Genomic DNA, 12,901 nt, shown 5'->3' with positions numbered 1-12,901 from the left:
GGCCCAATGACGCCGCCCGAGAACGACCCGTTCGGGTTCACCGGACTGACCTACGACGACGTCCTCCTCCTGCCGGGGGAGTCCGACGTCATCCCGTCCGAGGTGGACACCTCGACCCGCCTGACCCGCGAGATCACCGTCGCCGTCCCGCTGCTCTCCGCCGCGATGGACACCGTCACCGAGGCACGCCTCGCCATCGCCCTGGCCCGCCTGGGCGGCATGGGCGTGCTGCACCGCAACCTGTCGATCGAGGACCAGGCCCACCAGGTCGAGATCGTCAAGCGCTCCGAGTCCGGGATGATCACCGACCCGGTCACCGTGGGCCCGGACGCGACGCTCGCGGAGCTCGACGCCCTGTGCGCGAAGTACCGCGTCTCGGGGCTTCCCGTCGTCGACGCGGACCGCCGCCTGCTGGGCATCATCACCAACCGCGACCTGCGGTTCGTGAACACGGCCGACTTCGCGCGCCTGCGGGTCGCGGACCAGATGACCGCGATGCCGCTGGTGACCGCCCGTGAGGGCGTGTCGAACCAGGAGGCGTCGGAGCTGCTCGCCAAGCACCGGGTGGAGAAGCTCCCGCTGGTCGACGCCGACGGGCGCCTCACGGGGCTCATCACCGTCAAGGACTTCGTCAAGACCGAGAAGTACCCCCTGGCGTCGAAGGACGCGGAGGGCCGCCTGCGGGTGGCCGCCGCCGTGGGCTTCTACGGCGACGCCTGGGCGCGCGCGACCGCCCTGGTCGAGGCCGAGGTCGACGCGCTCGTGGTCGACACCGCGCACGGCCACGCGCGCAAGATGATCGAGATGATCCAGCGCCTCAAGTCCGACCCCGCCACGCGGCACGTCCAGGTGATCGGCGGCAACGTCGCGACCCGCGACGGCGCCCGGGCCCTGGTCGAGGCCGGCGTGGACGCGGTCAAGGTGGGCGTCGGTCCGGGCTCGATCTGCACCACCCGCGTCGTGGCCGGCGTCGGAGTGCCGCAGGTCACCGCCGTCTACGAGGCCGCGCAGGCCGCGAAGGACGCGGGCGTGCCCGTGATCGCGGACGGCGGGCTCCAGTACTCGGGAGACATCGCCAAGGCGCTGGTCGCCGGCGCCTCGTCCGTGATGCTCGGCTCGCTGTTCGCGGGCTGCGCGGAGACGCCCGGCGACCTGGTCCTGGTCAACGGCAAGCAGTTCAAGAGCTACCGCGGCATGGGCTCGATGGGCGCCATGGCGTCCCGCGGGCGCACGTCCTACTCGAAGGACCGCTACTTCCAGGCGGACGCCCCGAGCGACGACGACCTGATCCCCGAGGGCATCGAGGGCCGCGTGCCCTACAAGGGCCCCCTGAGCTCGGTGGTCCGCCAGCTGGTCGGCGGCCTGGGCCAGTCGATGTTCTACGTCGGCGCCCGCACCATCCCCGAGCTGCAGGCGAAGGGCAAGTTCGTGCGGATCACGCCGGCGGGGCTCAAGGAGTCGCACCCGCACGACGTGCAGATCACCGTCGAGGCGCCGAACTACGCCGGCCGCAACTAGGTGGACATCACCTGGCAGGTGCTGCTGGTCCTCGGGCTGGTCGCGCTCCTCGCCGGGTTCCTCGACACCCTCGCGGGAGGAGGCGGGCTGCTGACGCTGCCCGCGCTCCTGCTCGCCGGCGTGCCGCCGCTGCAGGCGCTCGGCACGAACAAGCTGCAGGGCTCGTTCGGCACGGGCATGGCGACGCTGCAGATGCTGCGGCACCGGCGCGTGCGGTGGGACGATGCGCGCTGGCCGATGCTGTGGGCCTTCCTGGGATCGGCGGCCGGCTCCGTAGCGATTCAGTTCGCTGACTCAGACGCGTTGCGGGTCGTGATCCCGGTCGTGCTGGGGGCGATCGCCGCCTACTTCGCCTTCGTGCCGAAGGCGCATCGCCCTCCCGAGCGCGAGCGGATGTCCGCGGCGCCCTACGAGGCCACCGTGGTGCCGGCGATCGGCGCCTACGACGGCGCCTTCGGGCCGGGGACGGGCTCGCTGTTCGCCCTCGCGGGCGTCACGCTCCGGGCGTACGAGCTGCCGCGGTCGACCGCCGTCGCCAAGACCCTCAACTTCGCCACCAACGTCGCGTCGCTGCTGGTGTTCGCCGTCGCGGGGAAGATGGTGTGGCTCGTGGGCGGCGTGATGATCGTGGGTCAGCTCGTCGGCGCCTACGTCGCGTCGCACGTGCTCTTCAAGGTGTCGCCGGTGGTGCTGCGCGTGCTGATCGTGGTGATGAGCGCTGGCATGCTCGTGCGCGTGCTGCTCGGCTGATCCGGGCTCCGCGCGACGGCCCGAAGGGTCGCGCGGAGCCGCGTCGATCAGGGGTAGAGGCCGCGCAGCCGGTGGGCCTCGGTCACGCGCTGCACCGCGAGCGCGGTGGCGGCCTGACGGTACGTGAGCCGGTGGGCTCCCGCGTAGTCGACCACGTCGTGCCACGCGCGGGTCATCCGCTCCTCGAGCCGGTCGTTCACGTCCCGCTCGCTCCACTGGTAGGCCTGGTTCGCCTGCACCCACTCGAAGTACGAGACGACCACGCCGCCCGCGTTGGCAAGGATGTCCGGCACCACCAGCACGTCCCGCTCGCGCAGGATCCTGTCGGCCGCCTTGGTGGTGGGGCCGTTGGCCCCCTCGACGACGATCGAGGCCTGTACCCGGTCGGCGTTGGCCTCGGTGAGGACGCCCTCGACCGCCGCCGGCACCAGCACGTCGACGTCGAGGGTCAGCAGGTATCCCGGGTCGATCGCCTCCGCTCCGTCGAAGCCCATCACCGATCCCGAGCGGTCGACGTGCTCGCCCAGGCGCGCGATGTCGAGGCCTTCGTGCATGTAGATCGCGCCGTCGATGTCGCTCACGGCCCGGATCTTCACGCCCGCCTCCGCGAGCAGCCGTGCGGCCCCGCGACCCACCTTGCCGAAGCCCTGCACGGCGGCGGTGGCGTGCTCCGGCCGCATGCCGCGCGACGCCATCGCCATCAGCGCGATGTGCGCGACTCCGCGGGACGTGGCCAGCGCGCGGCCCAGCGAGCCGCCGAGGCTGATCGGCTTGCCCGTGACCACGCCGGGCACCGTGTGGCCCTTGGCGACGGAGTACGTGTCCATGATCCACGCCATGGTCGACTCGTCGGTGCCGATGTCCGGAGCGGGGATGTCGACCTCGGGCCCGATGATCGGCAGGATCTCCGTGGTGTACCTGCGCGTGACGCGCTCGAGCTCGGCGTGCGAGTGGTCCCGCGGGTCGATCGCGACGCCGCCCTTGGCGCCGCCGTACGGCACGTCGACGAGCGCGCACTTCCAGGTCATCCACATCGCCAGCGCGCGGACCTCGTCGAGGTCGACCGAGGGCGCGTACCGGAGGCCGCCCTTCGCGGGGCCGCGGGTGAGGGAGTGCTGGACGCGGTAGCCGGTGTAGACGGCGGTCGAGCCGTCATCGCGCCGCAGCGGGATCGAGACCATCATCTCCCGCCGCGAGGTCGCGAGCATGCGTCGCGTCCCCTCGCTCAGGCCGAGGTGTCCGACCGCCTCGGCGAGCTGCGCGTGAGCATCGGCGAGGGGGTTGGCAGGCAGCACGGCCGTGGCCGTGGCACCGGAATGCTCCATTGCATCCTCCAGTTCAGGGGTGACTCGACTGTAACCCCGCCCCGGTGACGCTCAGGAGACCGCCCTCCCCAAGTCGCGACACGACGTCGCGCGGCCGTGCCGCGCCGGTCTGTTCGTCCGGCGACGCCCGGCGGCGCGCCGGGGGATCAGGCGAACAGCGTGCCCTCGGGCGCCTCGTCGACGGCGTCGAGGCGCGGCACGAGCGGCCACCGCGGGTCCGGCAGGTCCTCCGTCCGGCCGCGCGACTTCAGCCACGCCGCGAACCCCGTGGCCCAGTCCTTGTACGCGGAGATCTGCTGGTCGTGCAGGGCGTCGAGCTCGACCGAGGCGAGGGCCGGGTACGCGGCCGCGAGGGCCCGGACCAGCTCGAGCGTGGCGAGCACGTCGGCGTCCGCCGCATGCAGCGAATCCGCCTCGACCCTGACCGCGTACAGCGTGCAGAGGTCGATGAGCTTGCGTGAGCCCTTGCGGTAGCGGTCGAGGTGGCGGTCGAGCACGTAGGGGTCCACGACGGGGCGGATCTCGCCGCGGTCGAGGCGCGAGACCAGCGACGGCAGGCCGTGCCGCGCGAGCTCGTGCTCGAGGATGGTGAGGTCGAACTGCGCGTTGTAGGCGACCACCGGCTGACCCGCGTTGAGCGCCTGGGCGAGCTCCGCGGCGATCTGCTCGAGCGCCTCCGCCGGCACCTGTCCCTCCGCGCGGGCGCGCTCGGTGCTGATGCCATGCACCGCGGTGGCGGCCGCCGGGATCTCGACGCCCGGGTCGATGAGCCAGGTGCGGGCGGAGACGTCGTGCCCCGTGCGGGTGATGAGGGCGGCGGTGACGATGCGGTCGCGCGCCGTCGCGACGCCCGTGGTCTCGGTGTCGAAGCCCACCATGGTCTGATCGATCCAGCTCATGGTCCCAGCCTGGCACGGACCACCGACGCCGGGTGACGTTCCGTCCCCAGGCGGTCCCGCATCGTCCCACGTGCCGGGGCGTGCGCGGACGATAGGCTAGTGACCCGTGAGCAACGAGATCGAGATCGGCCGCGGCAAGCGCGGCCGCCGGGCCTACTCCTTCGACGACATCGCGGTGGTGCCCTCGCGGCGCACGCGTGACCCGAAGGTGGTCAGCCTCGGGTGGCAGATCGACGCGTTCCAGTTCCAGATCCCCGTCATCGGCGCACCCATGGACTCGGTGATGAGCCCCGCTACCGCGATCGCGCTCGGCCACGCGGGTGGTCTGGGCGTCCTCGACCTCGAGGGCCTGTGGACGCGGTACGAGGACCCCACGGACCAGCTCGCCGAGATCGCCGCGATGGGTCCCGAGCACGCCACCGCGCGCATGCAGGAGCTCTACTGCGAGCCCATCAAGGACCACCTCATCACGCAGCGCCTGCAGGAGATCCGCGCCGCCGGCGTGGTCGTCGCGGGCGCGCTGAGCCCGCAGCGGACCCAGGAGCACTACGAGACGGTGCTTCAGGCGGGCGTCGACCTGTTCGTCATCCGCGGCACCACCGTGAGCGCGGAGCACGTGTCGGGCGAGGCCGAGCCGCTCAACCTCAAGAAGTTCATCTACGACCTCGACGTCCCCGTGATCGTCGGCGGGGCGTCCACGTACCAGGCGGCGCTCCACCTCATGCGGACGGGCGCGGCCGGCGTCCTGGTCGGCTTCGGCGGCGGCGCGGCGCAGACCACGCGCACCACCCTCGGCATCCACGCGCCGATGGCGACCGCGGTGTCCGACGTCGCCGCGGCGCGCCGCGACTACCTCGACGAGTCGGGCGGCCGGTACGTCCACGTGATCGCGGACGGTGGTCTGGGCCGGTCGGGCGACATCGTCAAGGCGATCGCCTGCGGCGCGGACGCCATCATGCTCGGCGCCGCGCTCGCGCGCGCCGAGGAGGCGCCCGGCTCCGGCTTCCACTGGGGCCAGGAGGCGCACCACCACGAGCTTCCCCGCGGCGAGCGCGTCCACGTCGGCACCGTGGCGCCGCTGCAGGAGATCCTGTTCGGGCCGGGGTCGCACGCCGACGGCACCTCCAACCTCATGGGCGCGCTGCGGCGGTCGATGGCGACCACCGGCTACTCCGACCTCAAGGAGTTCCAGCGCGTCGACCTGGTGGTCAGCCCGTACCAGGCCCAGCACGGCTGACCGTCCCTCGCGCGGGGGCTCGGACCCCGCGATGTTGATGAGCTCGCGCATCGAGGCGCGCCCCGACGCCTCGACATGAGCACGCCAGACGGGCATATGTGAATCAGGACTCACATTCTGCGCGAAGTTGTGCCATGCTCGGGAGTGCACGCGGCGAGCAACGGCGCCCGCTCCGCGTGGACCCCGCGACAGGGTGCCGGTCAGGAGTCCCCCCCATGAAGGCTGTGCGATTCGACGCGTGGAAGACGCGGCCCACCCTGGTCGACGTGGAGCGACCTGTCCCCGGCCCGGGTGAGGTGCTGCTCAAGGTCGCCGGCTCGGGCGCCTGCCACTCGGATGTCGCGCTCTACGCGATCTTCGAGGAGGCGATCGCGATGCCGCAGCTCCGGCCCGCCTATGTCCTCGGTCACGAGGTCACGGGGTGGGTCGAGGAGGCCGGGCCGGGCGTCGTCGGCATGGAGAGGGGCGACGCCTACATGGTCTACGCGGCGCGCGGCTGCGGGCACTGCTCGTCGTGCTCCCGCGGCGAGGACACGCTGTGCGTGAACGTGGCCTCGATGACCCACCTCGGCAGCGGCCTCGGGCTGGACGGCGGGATGGCCGAGTACATGACCGTGCCGGTGCGGAACCTGGTCCCGCTCGAGGGCGCGGACCCGATCGCGGCGGCACCGCTGGTCGATGCCGGCCTCACCGCCTATCACGCCGTCAAGCTCGCGCTCCCGAAGCTCGCGGCGGGCGGGCGCACCGCGCTCGTGATCGGCCTCGGCGGGGTGGGCCAGCTGGCGGTGCAGCTCCTGCGCCAGATGTCCGCCGCCACCGTCCTGGCCACGGACCTCAAGCCCGAGGCGTGCGACCTGGCGGCGCGCCGCGGCGCCGTGATCGTCGACGGCGGCGAGGACCAGGCGGCCCGCATCCGCGAGCTGACCGGCGGTCGCGGCGTCGACGCGGTGTTCGACCTCGTGGGGACCGCCGAGACCATGCAGCTCGCCCAGGCGGTGGTCGCGGTCCGCGGGCGCATCACCGTGGTGGGGCTCGCGGGCGGCCGGACGGACTGGGGCTTCTACACGACGCCCTTCGAGGCCGAGATCATGGGCACGTACATGGGCACCCTCGAGGAGCTCCACGAGCTCTCCGCGCTGTACCGCGCCGGGCGGCTCGAGGTCTACGTGACGCCGTGCTCGCTCGACCAGGCGATGGACGCCTACGGCCGCCTCGAGGCGGGGACGATGCTGGGGAGGGCGGTTGTGGTCCCTCATCCGGACGCCGCCGGCGTCGCGGTGGAGGGGGCCTCGCAGGCCGAGCCCGCGACCGTCTGAGGGTGCGCGGCGCCGCCCCGCCCCTCAGCGCGGGGCGGCGCCGCGCGTCAGCCGTCGGGAATACCCCGAGGGGCTTCTGTGTCATGATCTGTATGACACGTGTACAGCAAAGGCGCCCGCACAGTGTCCTCCCGTCCCTTGGGCGCCACGAAGGAGCTCCCTGATGAAGGCGCTGCGTTTCACCGCGTGGAAGACCAAGCCGTCGCTGCAGGAGGTCGAGCGTCCCTCGCCCGCCCCGGGCGAGGTGCTGCTCAAGGTCGCGGGAGCGGGTGCGTGCCACTCCGACGTCGCGGTCTACGACCAGTTCGACGAGTCGACGGTGGGCCCGCAGCTCGCTCCGGCCTACACCCTCGGACACGAGACCGCGGGCTGGATCGAGGAGGTCGGCGAGGGTGTGCTCGGCCTCACCAAGGGCGACGCCTACCTGGTCTACGGGCCCATCGGCTGCGGCCACTGCGCCGCCTGCTCTCGCGGCCAGGACACGTACTGTGAGAACGCCGCGCAGACCCCGTTCCTCGCATCCGGGCTGGGCAAGGACGGCGGCATGGCCGAGTACATGACGGTCCCCGCCCGCAACCTGATCCCGCTGGGCGACGCCGACCCGGTCGCCGCGGCGCCCCTCGCGGACGCCGGTCTGACGCCGTATCACGCGATCAAGCTCGCGCTCGACAAGCTCCAGGGCGGCGGCAAGACGGCCCTGGTCATCGGCCTGGGCGGTCTGGGTCAGATCGCGGTCCAGGTGCTCAAGGCCACCACCGCGGCCACGGTCATCGCCACGGACATGAAGCCCGAGGCGATGGAGCTCGCGGGCCGCCGCGGCGCCGTGACGGTGTCGGGCGGCGATGCCCAGGCCGAACGCATCCGGGAGCTCACAGGCGGGCGCGGCGTCGACGCCGTCTTCGACTTCGTGGGCCTCACCCCGACCATCCAGCTCGCGCAGAAGGTGGTCGCGAAGCAGGGCCGGATCACCGTGGTCGGCATCGCGGGCGGACCCGTGCAGTGGGACTTCTACTCCAACCCCTACGAGGCGGAGCTGACGAACACCTACTGGGGCACCATCGAGGAGCTGCACGAGCTCGCGGCGCTCTACCGCGACGGTCACATCGAGGTCGACGTCACCCGGTTCTCCCTCGACCATGCGCTCGAGGCCTACGAGCATCTCGAGAAGGGGACGCTGCTCGGCCGTGCGGTCGTCGTACCCCATCCCGACGCGCCGGCCGCGGCGACCGACGCAGTGAGGGAGCAAGTCGCCATGGGCGTCTGATCCCGCCCGTCTCCGTGGCGGGGACGATGCGCCTCCTGGACGAGCGCGTCGTCCCCGTCAGCGTGGGGGCAGCACCGTGAGGGCCTCGACGACGGCGCCCCGCCCGCGAAGATCCGCCATCGTGGCGCGCACGTCGGTCAGGGGCCCGGCGAGCATCGTGATCGGGGCGCCTCCCGCGGCGTGCGAGTGCACCGTCACCCCGGGCCCCGCCTCGACATCTCCGACGACGCCCGTGAGCACGGCCACCGCCCCGACCCCCGCATCGTCCGCCCGGATCAGCACGACCGCGCGCACCACGGCGAGCCGCTCGAGAGTCCTCACCAGGACGTGGGCGAGCCGCTCGGACGCGGTGAACTCGACGCAGACCGTGCCGCGGCCGTCGTGGACGTCGAGCGTCGAGATCGAGGCGAAGCTCACGCCCCGCTCGGAGAAGACGCCGGTGAGGGCGCTCGACGCGCCCGCCCGGTCGTCGACCTCGACGAACGCGAACCAGCGCGTGCTGACGGCGGTCACGGGGCGCCCCCGCGCCAGGCGACGAGCGACTCGTTGATCGCCTGCCCGACCTCCCACAGCATGCGGCGCTCGTCGGCGGCGAGGTCGTCGAGCATGACCCGTGTCCACCCGTCAGGTCCGACCGCGACGGGCACGCCGAGCACGCCCCGCCATGGCATGCCGCCGAGCTCGATCTCGCCGTCGAGGAGCACCTGACCCGCGACCACGATGTCGCGTCCGTCCAGGATGGTCCGGATGAGGTCGACGGTCGCATTGGCGGTGCCGTGCGCCGTCTTCGCGCCGCTCTGGTGCGTCAGGTACGGCCGCACCACGGCCTGAACGTCCGGCGGCAGCGTGTCGACGGCGGCGAAGGCCTCCGCGATGTCCGCCATGCCCGTGATCCGCTGCTTCGCGGCGGCGATCTCGGACGCGAAGGAGGTCAGCGTGCGGTCCCCGCGCAGGCGCGTCACGATCTCGGCTCGCTCGTCCGCGTCGAGGCCTCGCAGCCGCACGGTGGACCACAGGGGCACCATGCGGTCACCGTGCTGACCGGCCACGAAGCCCCCGACGCGATGGCGCCGGATGCCCAGCGTGGCGGCGATCTCGCGCCGGAACCGGAGCGTGTCGAGCCAGGCGCCCATGCCGATGACGCGGTGGCGGCCGAGCGCATGGGAGAAGACCTCGACCGCGAGCTCGACCGGGTTCGCGACCACGATCACGATCTCGTGACCGCTGCCGTGCTCCGCCAGCGCGTCGGCGTACTCCTCGAAGGTGCGGCGGTTGTCGCGCGCGAGGGCGTCCCGGTCGATCGTGACTCCGGTGCCGGTGGGAAGCGTGCGGCCCGCGGCCATCACCACCACGTCGGCGACCACGTCCTCGGGCCGGTCGGCGACGTCGATGTGCGGGGCGTGCTCGTCGTGCGCGTCGATCAGGTCGACGCGCAGCCCGTGGACCGCCTGGCCGCTCGCGCCCCCGGGCCTGCCCACCAGCTGCAGCCGCGACGTCGGCCCGAGCTCTCCGCGTTCGATGAGCTGGCCGCAGATGGCCCGGCCCACGTCACCCGTGGCGCCGACGATCGACACGTCCATGCCCGCGACAGTACGCGCGGCGTGTGTCGCCGGTGTTGCGCGTCAGCCGAGGCGCTCGGACAGGTCGAGCCAGCGGTCCTCCAGCTCGGCCGTCTCCTCCTCGTACTCCTTGAGCGTCCTCATGAACGTCGCCAGCGCCGCGAAGTCCGACTGGTCGTGCATGACCATCTCGTGGTGCGTGCCCTCCGTGAGCTCGCCGAGCTTCGCCATGCGGCGCTCGACCGCCTTCAGCTCCTTCTCGACCTCGCGACGCTCCGCGCCGCTCACGGCGACCGGCGCATCGTCCCTCGCCGCCGCATCGTCCGGTCCGAACGTGCCGATGCCGGACCGGGCCGCGCGGCGCCGCCGGGACAGCTCGACGTACTCGTCGACGCCGCCGGGCAGGTGACGGAGGCCGCCGTCGACCACAGCGAACTGCGTGTCGGTGATCCGCTCCATGAGGTAGCGATCGTGGCTGACGACGATCAGCGTGCCCGGCCACGCGTCGAGCAGGTCCTCGAGCGCGGCGAGCATGTCCGTGTCGAGGTCGTTGGTCGGTTCGTCGAGGACCAGCACGTTGGGCTCGGACAGGAGCACCACCAGCAGCTGGAGGCGGCGTCGCTGGCCGCCGGACAGCCGTCCGACGGGGGTCTTGAGCTGGGCCGACGTGAAGCCCATGCGCTCGAGCAGCTGGCCCGGGGTCATCTCCTGGCCGTCGGACAGGGTGATCGAGGAGAACTGCTTGACCACGGCGGAGACGCGCTCGTCGGCGTGCTCCTCGAGCTCGGCGAGCTGCTGGCTGAGCTGGGCGACGCGGACGGTGACGCCGGTCTTGACCCGGCCGGTCGTGGGCTCCTGCTCGCCCGTGACCAGGCGCAGCAGGGTGGACTTGCCGGCGCCGTTCTCCCCGAGGAGGCCGATGCGGTCGCCGGGGCCGATGTTCCAGTCGAGGTCGTGGAGCACCTCGTGGTCGCCGTACGCGACCCCGACCCGGATGAGCTCGACCACGTCCTTGCCCAGGCGCGCGGCGGCCATGCGGTGGAGCCTGACCGAGTCGCGGATCGGCGGGACGTCCTCGATGAGGGCGTTGGCGGCGTCGATCCGGAACTTGGGCTTGGAGGTGCGCGCGGGGGCGCCGCGACGCAGCCACGCGAGCTCCTTGCGCATGAGGTTCTGGCGGCGCTGCTCGGTGACCGCGGCGATGCGGTCGCGCTCGACCCGCTGGAGCACGTAGGCCGCGTAGCCGCCCTCGTACATGTCGACCTCGCCGTCGTGGACCTCCCAGGTGCGGGTGGTGACCTCGTCGAGGAACCAGCGGTCGTGGGTGACCACCAGCAGGGCGCCCTTGTTCGCCGCCCACCGGCGCTTGAGGTGCTCCGCGAGCCACGTGACGCCCTCGACGTCGAGGTGGTTGGTGGGCTCGTCGAGGAAGACGGCGTCGTGATCGCCGACCAGCACGTGCGCGAGGGCCACCCTCCTCTGCTGGCCTCCGGAGAGGTCGCCGACCACGGCGTCGGCGGGCAGGTCGGGGACCAGGCCGGACATGATGTCGCGCACCCGCGGGTCGGCGGCCCACTCGTGCTCGTCCATGTCGCCGACGATCGCCTGGGCCACGGTCAGCGCGGTGTCCACGTGGTCCGACTGGTCGAGGACGCCGATGCGGGTGCCGCGCGCGACCGTGACGCGGCCGTCGTGAGGGGCGAGGCGGCCCGCGAGGATCTTCATGAGGCTGGACTTGCCCGCGCCGTTGGCGCCGACGATGCCGATGCGGTCGCCGTCGTCGAGGCCCACGGAGATGGAGCCGAGGACCGTGCCGGTGCCGAAGTCGAGGTGGAGCGCCTCCGCGCCCAGGAGATGAGCCACCCGACGATTTTAGTCGGGACGGTGAGTCCTCCGATCTCGGCGGATCTGCGCCCGTCGGGACGCTGAGTCCTCATCCGTGGTGGCGGCGGTGGTGACTAGGCTCGCCGCATGAACATCAGGCAGGCGGCGTGCGGCGCCGCGGCACTGGACGCCGGCGCGATCGCGGTGTTCGCCGCCATCGGGCGTGCGAGCCATGACGAGGGGATCCTCGGCGACGACGGCCTCGGACTGCTCACCACGTACTGGCCGTTCGCGGCGGGAGCGGCCGCCGGCTGGCTGCTGTCGCGCGGCTGGAACGCGCCATGCGACTGGAGGAGGACCGGAGCGATCGTGTGGGCGGCGACCCTGGTCGGCGGCATGGCGCTGCGTGCGGCCACCGGCCAGGGCGTGCAGGTGTCCTTCGTGATCGTCGCCGGCACGTTCCTCGCGGCGGGGCTGATCGGCTGGCGCGTGGTGTCGGGCGCCATCGCGAAGCGTCGCGGTCTCACGCCGTGACGCTGCGCTGCGACGTCATCCGCTTCGTCGCCTTCGAGGACCTGGGCGTATGGGAGCCCGAGCTCCGAGCCCACGGCTACGAGGTCCGCTACCTCGACGCCGGCGTCGACGACGTGACCGAGGCGTCAGGCGCCGAGCTCGCGATCGTGCTCGGCGCGCCCATCGATGCTCCGGACTCAGCCGGGTATCCGGTGCTCGACCAGGTGCGCGCGGTGCTCGCGGCGCGCCGCGACCGGCCCACCGTCGGGGTGTGCCTCGGGGCTCAGCTCATGGCGCTGGTGGCGGGCGCGTCGGTGCTGCCGGGCGCGCGCGAGGTCGGCTTCGCGCCCGTCGAGGTCACCGAGGCCGGACGGCGGGGCCCGCTCCGCGCGCTCGACTGCGCCCCGGTGCTCCACTGGCACGCGGACACCTTCACGCTGCCGGACGGCGCCGTGCTGCTCGCCTCGACCGCGGCCAACCGGAACCAGGCGTTCGCGCTCGGTCCCTGGCTCGCGGTCCAGTTCCATCCGGAGGCCGACCCCGAGGCGATCGAGCGCTGGCTCATCGGGCACACGGGGGACCTGCGCGCCTGGGGGATCGACCCGAGGGAGCTGCGGCAGGCCGCGCGGGATCATGGGGATGCGGCCGCGATGGGTGGCGTGCAGGTGATCCGCGAGTACGTGCGAGCCCTCTGAG

At 72.6% G+C, this 12,901-nt stretch carries 12 protein-coding genes; 7 read left to right on the top strand and 5 right to left on the bottom strand.

Annotated features, from left to right (window positions below):
* Positions 1-6: 6 nt before the first annotated feature.
* Together guaB and QQX10_RS09445 are read left to right on the top strand one after the other, a co-directional pair.
* The gene (gene guaB / locus QQX10_RS09450) at positions 7-1,518 is read left to right on the top strand and encodes an IMP dehydrogenase (protein ID WP_301119674.1); all 1,512 of its coding nucleotides are present in this window, start codon (positions 7-9) and stop codon (positions 1,516-1,518) included.
* The gene (locus tag QQX10_RS09445) at positions 1,519-2,268 is read left to right on the top strand and encodes a TSUP family transporter (RefSeq protein WP_301119675.1); all 750 of its coding nucleotides are present in this window, start codon (positions 1,519-1,521) and stop codon (positions 2,266-2,268) included.
* 47 nt (positions 2,269-2,315) lie between these two features.
* On the opposite strand, the gene QQX10_RS09440 is transcribed toward QQX10_RS09445, so the two are convergent.
* Positions 2,316-3,593: a Glu/Leu/Phe/Val family dehydrogenase gene (locus QQX10_RS09440; RefSeq protein WP_301119676.1), complete on the bottom strand. Its 1,278-nt coding sequence runs from the start codon at positions 3,591-3,593 to the stop codon at positions 2,316-2,318.
* Positions 3,594-3,739: 146 nt separating this feature from the next.
* The gene (locus QQX10_RS09435) at positions 3,740-4,492 is read right to left on the bottom strand and encodes an exonuclease domain-containing protein (RefSeq protein WP_301119677.1); all 753 of its coding nucleotides are present in this window, start codon (positions 4,490-4,492) and stop codon (positions 3,740-3,742) included.
* A gap of 106 nt (positions 4,493-4,598) precedes the next feature.
* On the opposite strand from QQX10_RS09435, the gene QQX10_RS09430 reads away from it, so the two are divergent.
* From QQX10_RS09430 to QQX10_RS09420, 3 genes are all read left to right on the top strand, one after another.
* Positions 4,599-5,729, top strand: a complete 1,131-nt coding sequence (locus QQX10_RS09430) for a GuaB3 family IMP dehydrogenase-related protein (protein WP_301119679.1) — start codon at positions 4,599-4,601, stop codon at positions 5,727-5,729.
* Positions 5,730-5,944: 215 nt separating this feature from the next.
* A complete protein-coding gene (locus tag QQX10_RS09425) occupies positions 5,945-7,045 on the top strand; it encodes an alcohol dehydrogenase catalytic domain-containing protein (RefSeq protein WP_301119681.1) in 1,101 nt (366 codons plus the stop codon).
* Positions 7,046-7,208: 163 nt separating this feature from the next.
* Entirely contained in the window at positions 7,209-8,309 is a 1,101-nt protein-coding gene (locus QQX10_RS09420; RefSeq protein ID WP_301119683.1) for an NAD(P)-dependent alcohol dehydrogenase, read from the top strand.
* Positions 8,310-8,366: 57 nt separating this feature from the next.
* On the opposite strand, the gene QQX10_RS09415 is transcribed toward QQX10_RS09420, so the two are convergent.
* From QQX10_RS09415 to QQX10_RS09405, 3 genes are read right to left on the bottom strand one after another with little or no spacing between them, the layout of a single operon-like run.
* Complete coding sequence (locus QQX10_RS09415) at positions 8,367-8,822, bottom strand: ACT domain-containing protein (RefSeq protein ID WP_301119685.1); 456 nt, start codon at positions 8,820-8,822, stop codon at positions 8,367-8,369.
* A complete protein-coding gene (locus QQX10_RS09410) occupies positions 8,819-9,889 on the bottom strand; it encodes a lactate/malate family dehydrogenase (RefSeq protein ID WP_301119686.1) in 1,071 nt (356 codons plus the stop codon). The genes QQX10_RS09415 and QQX10_RS09410 overlap by 4 nt, the downstream gene beginning before the upstream one ends.
* Before the next feature lie 42 nt (positions 9,890-9,931).
* On the bottom strand, positions 9,932-11,731 hold the full coding sequence (locus QQX10_RS09405; protein WP_301119687.1) for an ABC-F family ATP-binding cassette domain-containing protein: 1,800 nt from the start codon (positions 11,729-11,731) through the stop codon (positions 9,932-9,934).
* A gap of 108 nt (positions 11,732-11,839) precedes the next feature.
* Here QQX10_RS09405 and QQX10_RS09400 point away from each other — a divergent pair, with 108 nt between their 5' ends.
* Together QQX10_RS09400 and QQX10_RS09395 are read left to right on the top strand one after the other, a co-directional pair.
* Entirely contained in the window at positions 11,840-12,226 is a 387-nt protein-coding gene (locus QQX10_RS09400; protein ID WP_301119688.1) for a DUF3054 domain-containing protein, read from the top strand.
* Complete coding sequence (locus tag QQX10_RS09395; protein ID WP_301119689.1) at positions 12,223-12,900, top strand: glutamine amidotransferase-related protein; 678 nt, start codon at positions 12,223-12,225, stop codon at positions 12,898-12,900. The genes QQX10_RS09400 and QQX10_RS09395 overlap by 4 nt, the downstream gene beginning before the upstream one ends.
* The last annotated feature ends 1 nt before the right edge of the window (position 12,901 follow it).

Origin of the sequence: Demequina lignilytica (genome assembly GCF_030418305.1) — a bacterium.
Classification (GTDB): domain Bacteria; phylum Actinomycetota; class Actinomycetes; order Actinomycetales; family Demequinaceae; genus Demequina; species Demequina lignilytica.
The sequence above is the reverse complement of the archived record's forward strand: the minus strand, read 5'-3'. Positions and strand labels throughout refer to the sequence as shown.